Genomic DNA, 16620 nt, shown 5'->3' with positions numbered 1-16620 from the left:
TGTTTTCCCTTTTCCAGAAGCAGGCTGGGGGTTAGGTTTTTGGCTTTGTCGAAAATTGTGCAATATGTGAGTTAGTCAAATTTTTTTTTCACCAAGTTTTTAGCAGTCGAACTATTCTCAGCAGCAGATATGCTTGATTTACGGGAACTTGAGGTAACGACCTGCGGGCAAATTATCACTATTATATAATGCAATGTTAACTAACTGATTCAGGAAATTTGCATCGTTTTTATCATAACTTAAAAATAATCCTCTGTCAATCCCCCAATCTTGAAGAGTTTGTTGCCAATTCTGATATTTTTGTTCAGAGAATTCATCCGAAAGAGTTGTGACTTGAATGCAGAGGGGCTGCTGTTGGCGGCTGCTAACGATCGAATCGGTTGCCATAGAAAGATCTGCAACATATCGATACAAAACAGTGCCTTGGCGATCGACAATTCGTGCTGCGATCGCACGAATCACGATATCATCACCCGGATCGAATTTGCCGGCCTTGAGTTTTTGTTTCCAGATATAAAATTTGCGATCGTTTTCGCTCAGCCATTTAGGAAATAGATAGCTGTACCAATACCTTTCCCCCGGAGTCATTAACTCAAACGCGGCTTGCTGTTCTCTTTCCGAAGGTAGAGATTGAACTGCCAGCCAAACCTGAGAATCTCGGATAAGCTGCAGCAAAAAAGCCATCACAAATTTTTTAGCCGTTAGCGAACCGGGTTTAACATCTTTCACCCAGCGATTGATTTCATCCAATCTTCTCGCCAAACTCGGATCTATTAGATCTGCGTCGCTAATTAGGGAGTTGAGCTTATCCTTAATCTCTTGTGCTTGCAAATGACGACCTACTGTACAAACTAAAGAAGAATTGTTGACACCTCGATTTTATTATAGAACCGCGCCAAATTTTCACCGCTCGCGAGACAGCGCTAACAATTTTTGTGGGTAGGTATCCTGACAGCCCTTGACTTGATTTTTAGGAGATGTCTATTTAATAGTTGCTGCCGATTCCCGCAGGCGCAGGTACAATAAAACCAAATAAACATTCATCAACGGTGCGGCTAACAATCCGAGTACATTACCCACAAGCTGAGATGCTAGCAAATTTCCCGTCGAACTGATTAATATGAGAATCAAAACTATTGGCACAAAAGCCACCAAAACTATCAGAAAATACGATCGAAATACTAACCACCAGCGCCCTTTTGTTAATTCCCAACTGCTACTAATACTGTCCAGCGCCGAAGAGTTATCAATGACGGTAGCATAAAATGAAAACATTAAGCGATATGATACATAAAGACCGGGAATTATTAGTGCAATGCAGCCAGCAAGCACCAGCAGCAAACACATAATATAAGCCCCAATGAGTTGCAGTAATCTTCTGTTTGCTTGATTGAAAGCCTGACCCACAGTTACGGGATTTTTTGTCAAACTTCGGTAAGTGTAGAAAATCATGGCTCCCGACAACAAAGGAATTGCCACTAACCAGTAGATAATATTGAAAGCAACACCTGCTGAACCTAGCTTGCCCAAACTATTGAGCGTGGCAAATATCAAACTGGGAGAGTTGATTATCAACAGGGGAGCGTATATAGGCCCCGTAGTAGCAAATGTTTCTCGCAACAAGCTTCTGGCACTAATTCGTGGATCTGTCATACTTTTTTATCCGCTTTTTGTAAGTGGAGTTGAACAGACTAAACATTGCTCGAAAAAGTTGCTAACAATAATGTTAAGTCATCATCGGTACGTTCGGAAACACGGGGCGATCGCAAAAATGACTCTAACTGCTGTTTCGCATCTTCCTCTTCTTTCCACTCCCCAGAAAACCGAAACAAAGGCGCAAAAAACGGCCCATGTGGCGTGCCTTCTGGGATTTTGAGCGCTAGCATTTGTAAGCCGTCGGAAAATACGGCTAAGTGCCGCAGTTTTTCCCGAAGTACCTGAAATTGCGCTGTTTCTATCGCATTCGGCGAAATCAAAAAAATAGTTTCGTTGATGTATTCGCCGCAGGGAGGTACAGTCAGGGCGATCGCATTTCCGGCACTATCACCTGCTACCGCCGCACCGTCGCCGATTTGAGCAACTGCGATTAATTCCGGCGTAGCAACAACCGCAATTAAAGTGCAGGCTAAATCTCTCGCAGCCACTTCCCGCAATGTCGCTTCTGCTTCCACCTGCGCCCGCGCAACTTGCAGTGATGCTGTCAAGAATACCTGCCACTCGTCGTCATTTTGAGGCAGCCTTTCCTGTTGCTGGCAAATCGTTTCAACAACCGCTTCCACAGCAATTTTTGCCCCAACTTCTGCGAGTGCTGCGGAGCCCGCACCATCGGCAACCGCTGCCGCTAAAACACCGTTTGGCAAGAGACGCCAGCAGTGGGCATCTTGACAAGGCTGCGATCTTTTTTCGTGGCTCGTACCTATCACCGATGCCGCTACAACTTGCCAATTAAAGGATGAATTCTGCATTAATAACTCTTTAACTCAAAACTTCGTAAATTCACAACTATGCAAAGTCTGGACGGGTTTATTTATCCCTAATTAGGTAGGGCGATGCACACCACACCTTACTAACTATGTAGGGCTATGCACACCGCACTTACCGCTGGTCACTTACTAATGACCAATGATCAATGAGCAATGACTAATACCTAAACAGTTCCCCATCCGGGTGGTGGCAATGCTACTTGTTCATCAATTTTTGAGTGAGAAACTCTCTGCATACTAGCCGAAAGCCAGATGAACATCTCTCTAAAGTCTAGTCCTCTCAATTTTACAGGCGTGCGCTCGACAATTTGCGCCAGACGGGTGATATTAGCACCTTCCACTCCGACTGCAAAAAATGCCACGCGCTTATTAATTTCTTCCTCTTTAATCCGCTGTGCTGCTATTTCCACAACATCGTCTGATTCACCTTGAGGTTCGCCGTCGGTAATCATAAATACCCACGGGCGGTAGTAGGTAATGCCGTTGTTGCGGTATTCGGATTTGCGGGCCGCAATGGTATCTAATGCTAGCTGAATCCCTGCGCCCATGTGGGTTTGTCCTTGAGCTGTCAGCAGTGGCGTCTCGAACTGGTCGGCGGTCACGAAGTCTTGCACGACCTTGATATGATTGTCAAATGAAATAATCGCGACTTCGACTCGCTTTTTAGCTAGTTCGTCTTTAATTAGGTCATTCCTAAAAATTTCCAGCCCCTCATTCAAGGCATCTATGGGTGCGCCTTGCATGGAGCCGGAGGTGTCCAGCAGGAGGACGCAGGGACAGCGCGGCTCTGGGTTTTCGGCAAATTCTACGGCTTCGTCTAGTCTCATGGTTCGGGGTTGACCTGGGAGTGGCTCGATTTCTAGGTTTGTTACTTTACTGTATCAAGTCAGTAACAAAATTAAGTGCAAATTGCTAGGGCGATCGCATTTTACCATTTACCTGAATCGATTTTTGATTTTTGATTGTATATTTTAGATTTGAGAATAGGATGTCTGCCGTCAAAAAAATAAATTTCTTCCTGCCTGTGGTAATATAGACTAATAGTATTACTGCAAAATAAGGATAAATCTTATGATTGCAACAGTTACACAGAAATTAACCTTTGACCAATTCCTTGTAGAATGTCCAGAAGATGGACGCTATGAACTGGTAAATAGAGAAATTGTAGAGATGAATGCGACAAGAAATCATGATGATATTGCTGATTTTACGTCTGACTCATTTAAAGATCAAGTTAAACGGCTAAGTTTAAATTATGTAGTCAACAATACCGCCGTTATCAGAACTGTAAGTAAAGCCGGCATCGAACAAGGGCGGAGACCTGATGTCAGCGTAATCGATCGCGATTTGTGGCGATCGAACCGTTCGGCTTATGCTGCATTGCGGGAACCAATTCAACTGGCAGTGGAAGTAACATCAACAAATTGGGAGGACGATGATATAGACAAATTGGACGAGTATCGGCGCCTCGGAGTTCCTGAGTATTGGATTGTTGATTATTTAGCAATTGGCAGCAGGGAATTTCTGGGAAATCCCAAAGTACCAACTGTATTTGTCCACCTTTTGGATGCAGAGGGCAACTATCAAAGAAGCGCGTTTAAAGGCAGCGAACGAATTGTGTCCCGGACTTTTTCCGAATTAACGCTGACAGCAGAAGAGGTGATGAATGTTTAACTTCCGTTAATCCAGCTAGCCAGACTATTCTACATAAAAAATCACTGAAAATATGAAATCTGTTTCTGAAAAAAAACTTTCCGATCAAAAAGCTATTAGTCCTTGGAGTTACAAACCTTGGTGGTGTCAGCCTTGGTCGATTCTTTTAACTGGTACTAGCCTGATTAGCGGTAGTTGGTTTTTATTGAAAACTGTTTGGATAACTGTTTTAGTCGCGATTCCTTTATTAGCTTGGATGGGTTTTTTCTTGTTAGTTTGGCCGAGGTTAATGCTGTCTAGCGGAGTTTGGGATTCCGATGCAGATTAGGTTTTGGTGGTGCACACCCTACGTTTAGGTTTTGGTGGTGTGCACCCTATGTTGTGGGTAAGGTGCGCGGTGCACACCCTACCTTTGAGTGTTTCGCAGTCTAGGTTTGCGGGTAATAGTCTTGAATTGCTTTTACTTCCATCGGGTGGGATTTGAGCGATCGAATTCCCGCTGCTGTCGCTTTGGCACCGGCTATTGTGGTAATAATCGGGATTTTGTAAGTCAAAGCTGTGCGGCGGATAAAGATGCCGTCGGCGCGGGATTCTTCGCCGGAAGGCGTGGTGATAATTAGTTGAATTTTCTCATTCTTGATCGAATCCAACAAATTAGGCCGCCCTTCGTGCAGTTTCAATTCCAAATCTACCTGTAAACCTTGCTCTTGCAAAACTTTGCGTGTTCCGTGAGTTGCGACTACTCTGAAACCCAATTCTAAGAATTCCTTGACAACGGGTACAACTGCTAGTTTGTCCCGATCGCGCATCGAAACCAGCACAGTTCCCAACAGCGGCATCATTTGTCCAGTACCTAATTGAGCTTTGGCAAAGGCTTTGCCAAAATCGGTGTCAATTCCCATGACTTCGCCGGTCGATCGCATTTCTGGCCCTAACAAGGTATCAGTTCCTGGGAACTTAGCAAAGGGCAATACAGCTTCTTTTACCGAAACATGAGTGGGTATAATCTCTTCAGTAAAACCCAAAGCTTCTAGAGTTTTACCAGACATGACTCGCGAGGCTATTTTTGCTAAGGGAACTCCGATCGCCTTGGAGACAAAAGGTACTGTTCGAGAAGCTCGCGGATTAGCTTCCAAAATGAAAACTTGTTCCCCTTGAACAGCAAATTGAATATTCATCAACCCGATTACTTTCAGGGATTTTGCTAATTCTACAGTCCAGCGGCGGATTGTTGCCAAAGCTGCGTCAGAAAGCGTTTGGTAAGGGATAGAACAAGCAGAGTCGCCGGAGTGGATTCCCGCTTCCTCGATGTGCTCCATAATACCGCCAATAGTCACATTGCCAGTTGCATCGGCGATCGCATCTACATCAACTTCGATCGCGTTCTCCAAGAACTTATCAATTAAAATCGGATGATCGGGTTCTACTAGCACGGCATAGGTCATGTAACGTTCCAATTCCGTATCGGAATAAACAATTTCCATGGCTCGCCCACCTAACACGTAACTTGGCCGCACCACTACCGGATAACCGATCCGCTGAGCTACTATTAAAGCATCCTCAAAACTGCGCGCCAAACCGTTAGCAGCTTGCTGAATATCCAATTCCCGCAGAATCTTTTCAAATCGCTCCCTGTCTTCAGCAGTATCAATTGAATCCGGCGAAGTTCCCCAGATTTTTGTTTGTACATCGGGGTGATTTTCGAGAGCTTTTTGTAAAGGAAGCGCCAACTTCAGCGGGGTTTGTCCGCCAAATTGAATAATTATTCCCTCTGGATTTTCGGCTTCGATGATGTTGAGAACATCTTCTTTTGTTAGCGGTTCAAAATACAGGCGATCGCTCGTATCATAATCCGTCGAAACCGTCTCCGGGTTCGAGTTGACCATAATTGTCTCAAAGCCGTCTTCTCCTAGGGAATAAGAAGCGTGACAGCAGCAGTAATCAAACTCAATTCCCTGTCCGATCCGGTTCGGCCCGCCACCTAAAATCATCACTTTTCGTTTGGTAGAAGGCAAAACTTCCGACTCCGGCGCGAGACTGTGACCTACAGGCGAAACTTTCTTTTCTTCATCGCCCAATTCCCAAATTGCCGCTCCCGCTTCGTAGGTGGAATAATAATACGGTGTAAACGCTTCAAATTCAGCGGCACAGGTATCGACTGTTTTGTAAACCGGAATTACGCCTAACTGTTTGCGGTAAGCGCGGACTTGATCTTCCGATGTTTTGGTGGCGTAAGCAATTTGGCGATCGCTAAAACCCGACTGCTTTACTTCAAACATTGTCTCTTTTGTCAACTGTTCCAACCGCGTTCGTTTCAAGAACTTCTCAGTTTCCAGCAATTCCTGCATTTTATCCAAAAACCAAGGGTCGATTGCTGTGAACTCGAAGATATCTTCCACCGACATTCCCATCATCATCGCGTGGCGAACTGTAAAAATGCGATCGGGATTTGGCGTCCGCAATCCGGCGCGAATTTGTTCCAAACTCGGCAACTTTTCCGGTTTGTCGCACCCGAAACCTGCGCGGCCTGTTTCCAATCCCCGCAGGGCTTTTTGGAAGGATTCATTGAAGCTGCGCCCGATCGCCATTACCTCGCCAACAGACTTCATTTGCGTTGTCAAAGTTGGTTCTGAACCGGGGAACTTTTCAAAGGCAAATCGGGGAATCTTCGTCACCACGTAGTCAATTGTCGGTTCAAAAGACGCCGGAGTTTTCTTGGTAATATCGTTGGAAATTTCGTCTAGGCTGTAACCTACCGCTAATTTTGCCGCCATTTTTGCAATGGGGAAACCAGTTGCTTTCGAGGCCAAGGCGGAGGAACGGGAAACCCGAGGATTCATTTCAATAACGATGAAATCTCCGTTGACAGGATTGACGGCAAATTGAATATTGGAACCGCCGGTTTCAACTCCGATTTCGCGGATAATTTTCACCGAAGCATCCCGCAGGCGCTGATATTCTTTGTCTGTGAGAGTTTGCGCCGGGGCGACGGTGATAGAATCGCCGGTGTGGACGCCCATCGGGTCGAGATTCTCGATAGAACAAATAATCACCACATTATCTGCCAAATCCCGCATTACTTCGAGTTCGTACTCTTTCCAACCAATCAAAGATTGTTCGATCAAAATTTGCGATACTGGACTGGCATCAATCCCGCCTTGTGCCATTTCTTCAAACTCTTCTTGATTGTAAGAAATGCCGCCTCCCGTGCCGCCCATTGTAAAAGCAGGACGAATAATTAACGGATAACTGCCGATTTGGTGACCAATTGCTTTGGCTTCGTCTAGAGTGTTGGCAATTCCCGAAGGGCAAACTGCGACCCCAATTCGCGCCATCGCTTCCTTAAATAATAGCCGATCTTCTGCCATTTCAATTGCTGGCAACTTAGCACCAATCAACTCGACGTTGTATTTTTCTAAGACGCCATTTTTAGCGACGGCAACTGCTAAATTTAGCGCAGTTTGACCGCCCATTGTCGGTAAAATTGCTTGAGGTCTTTCTTTAGCGATGATTTGTTCGAGGATGGCTGGCGTTAGAGGTTCGATGTAAATGCGATCGGCAGTTTCCGGATCGGTCATAATCGTTGCAGGGTTGGAATTCACCAACACTACTTCAAAACCTTCTTCTCGCAAAGCTTTGCAAGCTTGTGTTCCTGAATAGTCAAATTCGCACGCTTGACCGATAACAATTGGGCCGGAACCAATGAGAAGAATTTTTTTTAAGTCTTGACGACGGGGCATAGGTTCGTAATTAGTAATTGGACAAGGTGGAGGATTAATTTGATATTTTGCATCAGTCTTAGAAACAGGCTTTCTAAGCTGTTCCCCCCAAAGCTTACTCAAAATAGTGCAAGTTTTGTTGTTAATTTGAAATTGTGCACCATTATCAGCATTTTGGAAGCACAACCTCGCAACTCCGGCTGACAGACACCCCCAGCTAACCCGAAATATTGATGAGAAAAGGGTGCAGTCGATCGGTAAATCAAGACTATTTTAAGTGTTGCGGTCAAATCGTGTTCTAAAATACACAATCCCTGTATTCCGCCGGATTAATCATTGTAGACACACTCCAAGAACCCTTCTTCGTGTCAACTTAACGTCTAACCCAATCACAGACTGTTGTTTGAGTATTAAATCTAGATCCCCCCTAGCCCCCCTTAAGAAGGGGGGGACAAGATTCTTCTCAAAGTCCCCCTTCTTAAGGGGGATTTAGGGGGATCTAGACTGGGTTAAAAGCGAGATTTATCAATGGTTTCAGGCGATTGTTGACACCAATGGGTTCTTGGAGTGTCCCTAGCGTATTTCAGCCTATTGTTAAGCTTTGCGCAATCGGCGAATGAGTACGCTTATAACTTGTCCGGGCTTTGCACCTAGCTGTGGTGGGCTCCAATCCCCGACGGCGGCAAATCCCAGTCGGTACAAGGTGTGGATGATGTCTAACACGGCTGCGCGGGAACCGACAACCGTTATCCGCACGACTTCCTGTTCCGATACTGCTGAGTCGTCATTTGGACGCGCGGACAAGTTATGGTCAGGTACGAATTCCCGTGACATAATATGGTCTCCTGGTTTTTGGTTTTCTAGGAAAACCCAAAAACCCAGCCGCCCCGCACGTTAACACAGAGCAGGGCGGATACAGAGAGTGTTAAAATTCTCCATTAGCCTCCAGACTGCTGCTATCAGTTTGGCGGTTAGCTGTCCATTGCTGTTGGTAGCAGCTTTGGGCAGTGCAACTAGATTTTTGAGCGACGCGGGCTGCTTCCTCTTTGAGGAAAGCAGCCTTAATTTCACAGCGTACCCACAGATCGGGACCGCCGTCAATCGATTTAAGATTTTGGATTTTAGATTGAGATTTTCCTCCAACAACTCTCGCACTCTCCCCCCCTCCCACTCTCCCCCTCTCCCTCAATCCAACCTACTAGATGAGGGAATGCGCCGAGGAAGAGGTAAAATATGGAATCGTTCCAAAAGCTTAAAATCAAAAATCTAAAATACAGATATGCCTAGAACACAAGTGCGAATATTCCGTGCACCTGCTGCTTGATGGCAACCACATCAATTTTAGATTTGAGATTTTAGATTGTCCTCCAACAACTCTTCCTATCTCCTATGCCTAGAACTCCCAGCGAATATTCCGTGCACCTGCTGCTTGAAGGCGGCCACCGCGAAGAAGTACGTTTCGCAACGCTGCAAGATTTTCAAAAGTGGTACAGCAGTACGCTGGTGCCGAAACAAGATTCAAGAGAATTTCTTAACGTCCCGATCAAAAATATTCAAGGCGAATACATGGTAGTTCGGCCTACCAGCGTTCTCGCAATTCGCGTAGAACCGATATTTACTTCTAGCGTCGAACGATTCGATGAATAAGGAAAACAATCAATTTAGTAGGGAAGATTGGAAATTGAGCAAGATTTTTCGCTATCAGCTATTAGCGATCGCCTGTTGCGTTTTGGCGATCGCTTTTTCGTTGCCCGCAGTTGCAGTTCCGTCGCTGCAACCAATTAGTATAAATCAATTGCAAGCGAGTGAATTGGAGTCGATCGCCTTTGACGCTCAAATCTGGGGCGAAAATGGCAAACCGGGCGATAAAGAATTGCTGTTAAGGTCGATCGACCACAGCCTCCGCTATCTCAATACATCGGCCGCCGCCACTGCTTACAGTCGCTATGCAGTAGCAGGAGTTACGCGCGATCGAGTTCGCCGTTCCCTCGATCGATTCCGCCAATTAGTTGTCAGTTCCACAACCCCAGCACAACTTCAGGAATCGGTCAAGCGCGAATTTGTATTTTACAAATCCACGGGGAAAGATGGCAAAGGAACAGTAGCATTTACAGGTTATTTCGAGCCGACTTATGCAGCATCTCGCACGCCTAATTCCGAATACCGTTATCCCCTGTACCGGATGCCACCAAACATGGCATCTTGGCCGAAACCTCACCCGACAAGGTTGCAATTAGAAGGCGAAGATGCTTTGCAGGCAAGTAAAGGATTGCTGCGAGGATTAGAATTAGTTTGGTTGCGCGATCGCTTCCAAGCATTTCTCGTGCACGTCCAAGGTTCTGCGAGATTGCAACTAACAGATGGTAGCGTGATGACCGTCGGTTTTGCAGGCAAAACCAGTCACAGTTATACAGGAGTTGGAAGAGAATTAGTTAAAGACGGAAAATTTACTTTAGAAGAGTTAAATTTGCCTAAACTCAAGGAATATTTCACTAATTTTCCGGCAGAGATGAACAAATATTTGCCGAAAAATGAAAGCTTTGTATTCTTCCGGGATACTAACGGAGTTCCAGCCACAGGCAGCATTGGAGTGCCAGTAACAGCCGAAAGGTCGATCGCCACCGATAAAGCTTTGATGCCCCCTGGTGCACTAGCATTAATTAGTACAAAACTCCCTTATCCGAATGTGGCGGGGCAACTCGAACAAAATGCCGTGAATCGGTACGTTTTGGATCAAGATACTGGCGGTGCAATCAAAGGCGCGGGGAGAGTTGACGTATTTATGGGAACGGGAGATTTAGCGGGCGATAGGGCCGGTTTTATCAACTCAACAGGAGAACTGTATTATCCACTTTTAAAGTAGATTAATTCTACTTCATGTGATTGTTTGCTGTGCGTCGCCATCCCGGACACGGCACTGCCGTGTCCCTACAGATATCGCCGGCAATCAATATATAATCTATTTTTGATAATTGCTATAAAATAGAAAATACCCCACCCTCCCAACCTCACAAATGCTCGACCAAATTCTGCAATTCTTCAAACGACTAATTCAGCGGCTGTTCGGAACCCCAACCCCACCCACCCCACCGCCGCGAAATACCGCCATCCGCCCAACCCTAACTGACGCGGAATATGAGTCGAAATTCATGGAAATCCTGGAAGGGGTGAATGCTGGCTGGAGTCGAGGCGATGTAGCGGGATTCTTAATCGCAAAACGCCTTAAAGATGGTGAATTGGCTGCTTGGTTGCGACGGTTTGGGAAAAGATTGTTAGAGGGCGAACATGATGAGACCGCTGCTACGGATGCGGTGGCATCGCTTCAGGAATTGGCCCAGCGGCTGGTTTTGTTAGGTAGAATTGGCAGCGGGGAATTGTCAGAGGTGGCGAGGCAAATTGGGCGGGAGATATTGACACGGTTTCCGCTGCCGGAGGTTGAGGAGGAGGATACAAAGGGGAGGGTGATTGAGGCGGTTTTTGTTGGGGATGGTTTGGGTTTTTCTGGGGAAGTGAACCGCAGAGGCGCTGAGACTGCGGAGGAAGAATTGGAAGTTAATGTAGATGCTGAGGCGTGGTGCGATCGAGGGAATGAGCAGTATAATTTAGGAAGATTTGAAGATGCGATCGCATCTTATAATCAGGCAATTGCTCTCCAACCAGACTACCACGATGCTTTGCACAACCGAGAGGTAGCGCAACGTAAGTTAGGCGAAATTCAATAGGCGAACTCGCTGGTATCCATAATTGTTGCTAGTAGTGCGATCGACATGATACTATTAATAATTAAAGAGCGCTTTCGGGGAGAATTATCATACATTTAAAAGAGAAGTTTGAGGAATTCAGTCCTCAGTACCAACTTAATTTGTCAGGTATGCGAGGCGCACCTACAAGAGGTTTATACTATTAAAAATAGTCCCAAATTATTGATCCAAAACCCACATCGAATGACACAAGTAATCGGCATTGACTTAGGCGGAACCGCAATTAAACTCGGCAGATTCGGCGAAGACGGCATTTGTCATCAATCCTTAACTGTTCCAACTCCTCAACAGGCAACGCCAGAAGCCGTTTTAGCTACAATGACCGATGCTATTTTACAACTGAATCCGGTCGAAAATGCTGTAAGTGCGATCGGCATCGGCACTCCAGGCCCCGCAGACGCCGCCGGCCGCATAGCCAGAGTAGCAATTAACCTCAAAAACTGGCATAACGTCCCCCTCGCTGACTGGGTGGAAGCTAAAACCGGACTGCCGACCATGTTAGCAAATGATGCCAACTGTGCCGGATTGGGAGAAGCTTGGTTGGGCGCAGGCAGGCACTTTAAAGACCTAATTTTAATCACTTTAGGTACAGGAGTCGGCGGTGCAGTTATCCTAGACGGCAAACTATTTGTAGGTCATCAAGGCGCGGCCGGAGAACTAGGATTGATTACTATAAATCCCGACGGCCCGGAATGCAACAGCGGCAATCGCGGTTCTTTAGAACAGTACGTTTCGGTGCAAGCAATTCGCCGGGAAACGGGTTTGGAACCTCTAGAATTAGCAAATTTAGCTAAGTCTGGAGATGCCAAAGCTTTAGAATTTTGGCAAAATTACGGGCGCTATCTGGGTATCGGTTTGGCAAGTCTCATTTATATTTTGACGCCGGAAGCTATTATTATCGGCGGTGGAATTAGTGCAGGTGCAGAATTTTTCTTGCCGAAGGTTCGAGAAGAAATTGAGCGGCGGGTTCTGCCGACTTCTCGCGAAGATTTGCAGTTATTGGTTGCTGAATTGGGCAATCAAGCAGGCATGGTAGGGGCAGCAAAATTAGCTTGGCAGCTTGTTCAATAGTTAAAATTTAAAAAAGCAGCGCATTTTACTGCGCTTTTTTAATATCTAAAATGAGGCTGCAATCTAAGCACTTTAGCTAAAAAAATAAAATGAATGTGAGGAGTTACTAAACATAGTCTCCGTTCATCCTTCAATGACTAATGACTTCTTCATGGCAGAGATTGTCCAGTCGTATTTTTAATGTATTCCTGAATTTCTTGATAAGTTTCCGGGTTGTTTTGGCGGAGGATAATAATATTAGTTGCGCTGTCAGGCAGGCAAAAGCTTAGCCGACCGTTCTGTTCGCAAGCAAAAGAGCTAATTCGACTCATATCGATCGCAAATTCTTTGCGGTCATAATGAATTTTAATCCACGAACCTCTAGAATTGCGATCGATGGTTTTTTTGAGGTAATCGAGAACTTGCTTGTAAGCCTCATAATTGCCTTGGGGATTGAGGATAATCGGCTGACTGCTATTAGGCAGCCAAAAGGTGAGACGCTTGTTATCCAGTTCGCTAGAAAAAGCACTAATAGTGTCAAGGTCAATTATGTATGTACTTTTCTCATAAGTAATTTTGCTCCAATAAGCCACAAAGCCTCCTCAAACCTGTGTTTCCTGGTATTTTAGGATAGTTTGACAACTCCTACCATTTTAGATTTTAGATTGTAGATTTTACATTGGGCATGACTGATGACTATCTGGGTTGGGAAGTTGCCTAAAGTTGCATTCTTTTGGAAAACTGGTATCACCCTTGAAATCCGTAAAAAGTTAAGTAAAAATATCAGATTTTTACCTTCTGCCTTCTGCCTTCTGCCTTCTCCCTTCTGCCTTCTCCCTTGCGGTACTAGCCCCCCAGCCCTAGTATAGGGGTTGGGGGGTGAGGTCTTTCACTCGTTGAGAATGCTGCCCGATATCTAGTCCGATAAGTGCGACCCCTATCAAATCCTATTGGTCTGTTGGGCGGGTTTTGTAATGTCCATTGTCGGGGCGATTTGAATATTGTCTATTCTAAACCGCCCCTACAGACATCTAATATATCAGAACTAATCGATCGCACATGATATCAGATCAGTTTGCGACAACTTTCCCGGCCACCAAGTCGCGACCCTCATCTTCTAAAACATCCTGCTTTCCCTGGATGCTAGCGGCCTGGATAAACCCTTGAAACAATGGGTGGGGGGTGCTAGGTCGAGATTGGAATTCGGGGTGAAATTGACTGGCTATGAAAAAAGGATGGTTGGGCAATTCGATCATTTCTACCAATCGGCCGTCTGGAGATGTACCGGAGACGGCATAACCTGATTCTAAGAAAAGATTGCGGTAGGCGTTGTTGAATTCGTACCGATGGCGGTGCCGCTCGTAAATCACTTCTTTCTGATAAAGTTTGAAAGCTAGCGTGTCTGGGTTGACACGGCACGGATACAAACCCAGTCGCATTGTACCGCCCAAATCGACTACATCTTGCTGTTCTGGCAATAAATTAATTACCGGATTTGATGTATCCGGGTCAAATTCAGCGCTGTTGGCATCCTCTAGTTTGGCGATGTGGCGCGCCCATTCAATCACAGCACACTGCATCCCCAAACACAATCCTAAAAAGGGTATTTTATGGTGTTTGGCATATTCGATCGCCGCTATTTTGCCGTCCACTCCCCGAACCCCAAAACCTCCCGGTACAAGAATGCCGTTGATATCTTTGAGATAATTATCGAGGTTTCCCGATTCTAAATCTTCTGAGTTAATCCAGTGCAAATTTAGGTCGCAGCCGATCGCAATTGCTGCGTGCCGCAAAGCTTCGACCACCGAAAGATAAGCATCATTCAACCGCACGTATTTGCCAACTAAAGCAATATCAATTTTGTGATTGGGACTGTAAAGCCTGTTGACTAAAGTTTGCCACTGATGCAAATCTGGCTGGCGATGTTCCATTTGCAGCAAATTGAGCGTTTGTTGGGCCAAACCTTCCTGTTCCATCATCAGGGGTACTTCGTAGATACTTTTAGCATCTTGAGATGTGATGACGCATTCTTCCGGGACGTTGCAGAATTCCGACAATTTCTGTTTCATGCCCAAAGACAGCGGGCGATCGCACCGACAGACTAAAATATCTGGTTGAATGCCGATCGACCGCAATTCCTTCACCGAATGCTGAGTCGGTTTAGTTTTCATCTCCCCAGCCGAAGGAATCCAAGGTATCAGCGTGACGTGCATATACACAACATTTTGCCGGCCGACATCCTTGCGAAACTGGCGAATTGCCTCCAAAAATGGCAAAGATTCAATATCTCCCACCGTTCCGCCGATTTCCGTAATCACGATATCGGGATTAGTATTTTTGGCTACTCGGTGAATTCGCTCTTTAATCTCATTAGTGATGTGCGGAATCACCTGCACCGTACTCCCCTGATACTCGCCGCGGCGTTCTTTGTTGATCACCGCTTGATAAATGGAACCCGTGGTGACGCTATTGAGGCGAGACATGGAAGTATCGGTAAAACGCTCGTAGTGCCCCAAATCCAGGTCAGTTTCTGCACCGTCTTCCGTCACGAAAACTTCTCCGTGCTGAAACGGGCTCAGAGTGCCGGGGTCAACGTTAATATACGGATCTAGCTTCAAAATCGAGACAGAATAGTCCCGCGACTTCAATAGGCGGCCCAAGGAAGCACCGACAATACCCTTGCCGATGCTGGAAACCACGCCGCCAGTCACAAACACAAATTTGCTCATAGGATTTTCGACTTTAGATGTTTCTGTTTCTAGTTAAGGTAACACTCAACTCTAAGAGCTAAAATCAAAAATTGTCCAGCAGTGTTTGACCATTTATCAAATACGGCTGGGGATAGGACGAGTGGCCCACGACCTTGATCGGCCGGTTTGCAGGGGTTTTGAGCTGGTGGGCCAATTTCAAAACGGTTGATTGTTCATCAGTGCGCTTTGGGCTGATGAACAGTCAAGGGCGATCGATCTTCTGAGAAAACCACCTTCACCCAGACTTTTTTCCCTTCCTCACAAATATGTCTGTAACCGATCTGTCACATCTGAGACACTGGTCAAATCTAAAACTGCCTCTCCTAAATTCTCTAATTGTTCAGCGGATAACTGACTGATGCGAGTTTGAATCTCCGACGACAACGGGCCGACACGGCGCTCCAACAGCCGCACAACTAACTCCAACTTTCCTTGTTTGATGCCTTGTTCGAGGCCTTGTTCGAGGCCTTGTTCTCTCCCAATTCTGGTAGCTTTGGTAATTGCACCGCGCTGGTCTTGAATAAAAATTTCTCGCCTTTCTAAATCTTCCAATTCATCAGGATCGAGATTCGCTTCATTCGCAATTGCAAAAGCCTGCCGCAGTTCCGGCACATTTCCCAACTCTTCGGGAACCGACCGTAAAATTTGAGCAGTTTTCATGAAATATATCCACTTATCTGTCAGCGTTTCTAACTCCTGTAATGTCTTGTCAAATTTTGGCAACTCAACAAACACAAGTTCAAATTCATCAGCTAGATAGTCGGTTGAAAAACTTTTTTCTTTAAAAACAAAGCGCGAAATCACTGTTTCTAAGTCTTCAAACATTTGAAAATCTGTAATGGTCAGAGCAATCACAGGGTTTAACAAGCTGTAACCGCTTCCTGTGGTTAGCTGCATTGAATAAGCTTTAGTGGCATTGTATAAAATCCGCTTCTCGAATGACTCTACATTCAATACTTGCATTTCAATAATTACCGTTTTGTTGCCATCAATCTTAGCTTTGACATCCAAGTAAGTATCTTTGAATCCTTTGATTTTGGGAGCTAAATAGGGATCGATAATTTCTAAATCTTCGATGACTGGCTGTGCTTCGTAGAGCATGGCATTTAAGAAACTAATCAAAATGTCCTTACTCTCAGCAGACCCGAATATTTTTTTAAAGGCAAAGTCGGTTTTGGGATTGATAAAATTCATGGCAATTTCA

16 protein-coding genes are annotated in these 16620 nt (G+C 45.5%); 6 read left to right on the top strand and 10 right to left on the bottom strand.

Going from position 1 to position 16620, the window contains the following annotated elements; genetic code table 11:
* Nucleotides 1-138 precede the first annotated feature (138 nt).
* The 4 genes from QUA10_RS10500 to QUA10_RS10485 form a co-directional block, all read right to left on the bottom strand.
* The gene (locus tag QUA10_RS10500) at nt 139-831 is read right to left on the bottom strand and encodes a hypothetical protein (RefSeq protein ID WP_333080286.1); all 693 of its coding nucleotides are present in this window, start codon (nt 829-831) and stop codon (nt 139-141) included.
* A 150-nt stretch (nt 832-981) separates the two neighbouring features.
* A complete protein-coding gene (locus tag QUA10_RS10495; protein ID WP_333080288.1) occupies nt 982-1653 on the bottom strand; it encodes a glycerophosphoryl diester phosphodiesterase membrane domain-containing protein in 672 nt (223 codons plus the stop codon).
* A gap of 38 nt (nt 1654-1691) precedes the next feature.
* Entirely contained in the window at nt 1692-2465 is a 774-nt protein-coding gene (locus QUA10_RS10490; RefSeq protein WP_333080290.1) for a PP2C family serine/threonine-protein phosphatase, read from the bottom strand.
* A gap of 182 nt (nt 2466-2647) precedes the next feature.
* Entirely contained in the window at nt 2648-3310 is a 663-nt protein-coding gene (locus QUA10_RS10485) for a VWA domain-containing protein (RefSeq protein ID WP_333080292.1), read from the bottom strand.
* Between the two features lie 244 nt (nt 3311-3554).
* Between QUA10_RS10485 and QUA10_RS10480 the strand changes: the two genes are divergently transcribed.
* Both QUA10_RS10480 and QUA10_RS10475 read left to right on the top strand, forming a co-directional pair.
* Nucleotides 3555-4157: a Uma2 family endonuclease gene (locus tag QUA10_RS10480; RefSeq protein WP_333080294.1), complete on the top strand. Its 603-nt coding sequence runs from the start codon at nt 3555-3557 to the stop codon at nt 4155-4157.
* 52 nt (nt 4158-4209) lie between these two features.
* Nucleotides 4210-4464: a DUF6737 family protein gene (locus QUA10_RS10475; protein ID WP_333080296.1), complete on the top strand. Its 255-nt coding sequence runs from the start codon at nt 4210-4212 to the stop codon at nt 4462-4464.
* Between the two features lie 100 nt (nt 4465-4564).
* Here QUA10_RS10475 and carB read toward each other — a convergent pair whose 3' ends face one another.
* The 3 genes from carB to QUA10_RS10460 form a co-directional block, all read right to left on the bottom strand.
* Nucleotides 4565-7876, bottom strand: a complete 3312-nt coding sequence (gene carB / locus QUA10_RS10470; RefSeq protein WP_333080518.1) for a carbamoyl-phosphate synthase large subunit — start codon at nt 7874-7876, stop codon at nt 4565-4567.
* 573 nt (nt 7877-8449) lie between these two features.
* Nucleotides 8450-8689, bottom strand: coding sequence for a hypothetical protein (locus QUA10_RS10465; RefSeq protein ID WP_333080297.1), 240 nt, complete (start codon nt 8687-8689; stop codon nt 8450-8452).
* A 91-nt stretch (nt 8690-8780) separates the two neighbouring features.
* Nucleotides 8781-9026, bottom strand: coding sequence for a hypothetical protein (locus QUA10_RS10460; protein ID WP_333080298.1), 246 nt, complete (start codon nt 9024-9026; stop codon nt 8781-8783).
* 218 nt (nt 9027-9244) lie between these two features.
* Between QUA10_RS10460 and QUA10_RS10455 the strand changes: the two genes are divergently transcribed.
* From QUA10_RS10455 to QUA10_RS10440, 4 genes are all read left to right on the top strand, one after another.
* Nucleotides 9245-9502, top strand: a complete 258-nt coding sequence (locus QUA10_RS10455) for a hypothetical protein (RefSeq protein ID WP_333040861.1) — start codon at nt 9245-9247, stop codon at nt 9500-9502.
* Nucleotides 9495-10718: a murein transglycosylase A gene (locus tag QUA10_RS10450; protein WP_333080299.1), complete on the top strand. Its 1224-nt coding sequence runs from the start codon at nt 9495-9497 to the stop codon at nt 10716-10718. Before QUA10_RS10455 ends, QUA10_RS10450 begins: the two co-directional genes overlap by 8 nt.
* A gap of 151 nt (nt 10719-10869) precedes the next feature.
* Nucleotides 10870-11577, top strand: a complete 708-nt coding sequence (locus QUA10_RS10445) for a tetratricopeptide repeat protein (RefSeq protein ID WP_333080300.1) — start codon at nt 10870-10872, stop codon at nt 11575-11577.
* 222 nt (nt 11578-11799) lie between these two features.
* Nucleotides 11800-12687, top strand: a complete 888-nt coding sequence (locus QUA10_RS10440; protein ID WP_333080301.1) for an ROK family protein — start codon at nt 11800-11802, stop codon at nt 12685-12687.
* A 149-nt stretch (nt 12688-12836) separates the two neighbouring features.
* Here QUA10_RS10440 and QUA10_RS10435 read toward each other — a convergent pair whose 3' ends face one another.
* The 3 genes from QUA10_RS10435 to QUA10_RS10425 form a co-directional block, all read right to left on the bottom strand.
* Nucleotides 12837-13259 (bottom strand): hypothetical protein, encoded by a 423-nt coding sequence (locus tag QUA10_RS10435; protein WP_333080303.1) that lies wholly within the window; start codon nt 13257-13259, stop codon nt 12837-12839.
* A gap of 477 nt (nt 13260-13736) precedes the next feature.
* Entirely contained in the window at nt 13737-15395 is a 1659-nt protein-coding gene (locus QUA10_RS10430; RefSeq protein ID WP_333080304.1) for a CTP synthase, read from the bottom strand.
* Between the two features lie 279 nt (nt 15396-15674).
* On the bottom strand, nt 15675-16610 hold the full coding sequence (locus tag QUA10_RS10425) for an Rpn family recombination-promoting nuclease/putative transposase (RefSeq protein WP_333080306.1): 936 nt from the start codon (nt 16608-16610) through the stop codon (nt 15675-15677).
* Nucleotides 16611-16620: the final 10 nt, after the last annotated feature.

It is taken from the genome of Microcoleus sp. Pol8_D6, assembly GCF_036700965.1.
Classification (GTDB): domain Bacteria; phylum Cyanobacteriota; class Cyanobacteriia; order Cyanobacteriales; family Microcoleaceae; genus Microcoleus.
The sequence above is the reverse complement of the archived record's forward strand: the minus strand, read 5'-3'. Positions and strand labels throughout refer to the sequence as shown.

Excerpts from the sequence above, each read along its gene's own strand:
- QUA10_RS10485 (WP_333080292.1), bottom strand. The coding sequence starts at position 3,310 with ATGAGACTAGACGAAGCCGTAGAATTTGCCGAAAACCCAGAGCCGCGC.
- QUA10_RS10480 (WP_333080294.1), top strand. The coding sequence starts at position 3,555 with ATGATTGCAACAGTTACACAGAAATTAACCTTTGACCAATTCCTTGTA.
- QUA10_RS10425 (WP_333080306.1), bottom strand. The coding sequence starts at position 16,610 with ATGAATTTTATCAATCCCAAAACCGACTTTGCCTTTAAAAAAATATTC.
- carB (WP_333080518.1), bottom strand. The coding sequence starts at position 7,876 with ATGCCCCGTCGTCAAGACTTAAAAAAAATTCTTCTCATTGGTTCCGGC.
- QUA10_RS10455 (WP_333040861.1), top strand. The coding sequence starts at position 9,245 with ATGCCTAGAACTCCCAGCGAATATTCCGTGCACCTGCTGCTTGAAGGC.
- QUA10_RS10445 (WP_333080300.1), top strand. The coding sequence starts at position 10,870 with ATGCTCGACCAAATTCTGCAATTCTTCAAACGACTAATTCAGCGGCTG.
- QUA10_RS10490 (WP_333080290.1), bottom strand. The coding sequence starts at position 2,465 with ATGCAGAATTCATCCTTTAATTGGCAAGTTGTAGCGGCATCGGTGATA.
- QUA10_RS10475 (WP_333080296.1), top strand. The coding sequence starts at position 4,210 with ATGAAATCTGTTTCTGAAAAAAAACTTTCCGATCAAAAAGCTATTAGT.
- QUA10_RS10465 (WP_333080297.1), bottom strand. The coding sequence starts at position 8,689 with ATGTCACGGGAATTCGTACCTGACCATAACTTGTCCGCGCGTCCAAAT.
- QUA10_RS10495 (WP_333080288.1), bottom strand. The coding sequence starts at position 1,653 with ATGACAGATCCACGAATTAGTGCCAGAAGCTTGTTGCGAGAAACATTT.
- QUA10_RS10430 (WP_333080304.1), bottom strand. The coding sequence starts at position 15,395 with ATGAGCAAATTTGTGTTTGTGACTGGCGGCGTGGTTTCCAGCATCGGC.
- QUA10_RS10440 (WP_333080301.1), top strand. The coding sequence starts at position 11,800 with ATGACACAAGTAATCGGCATTGACTTAGGCGGAACCGCAATTAAACTC.
- QUA10_RS10450 (WP_333080299.1), top strand. The coding sequence starts at position 9,495 with ATGAATAAGGAAAACAATCAATTTAGTAGGGAAGATTGGAAATTGAGC.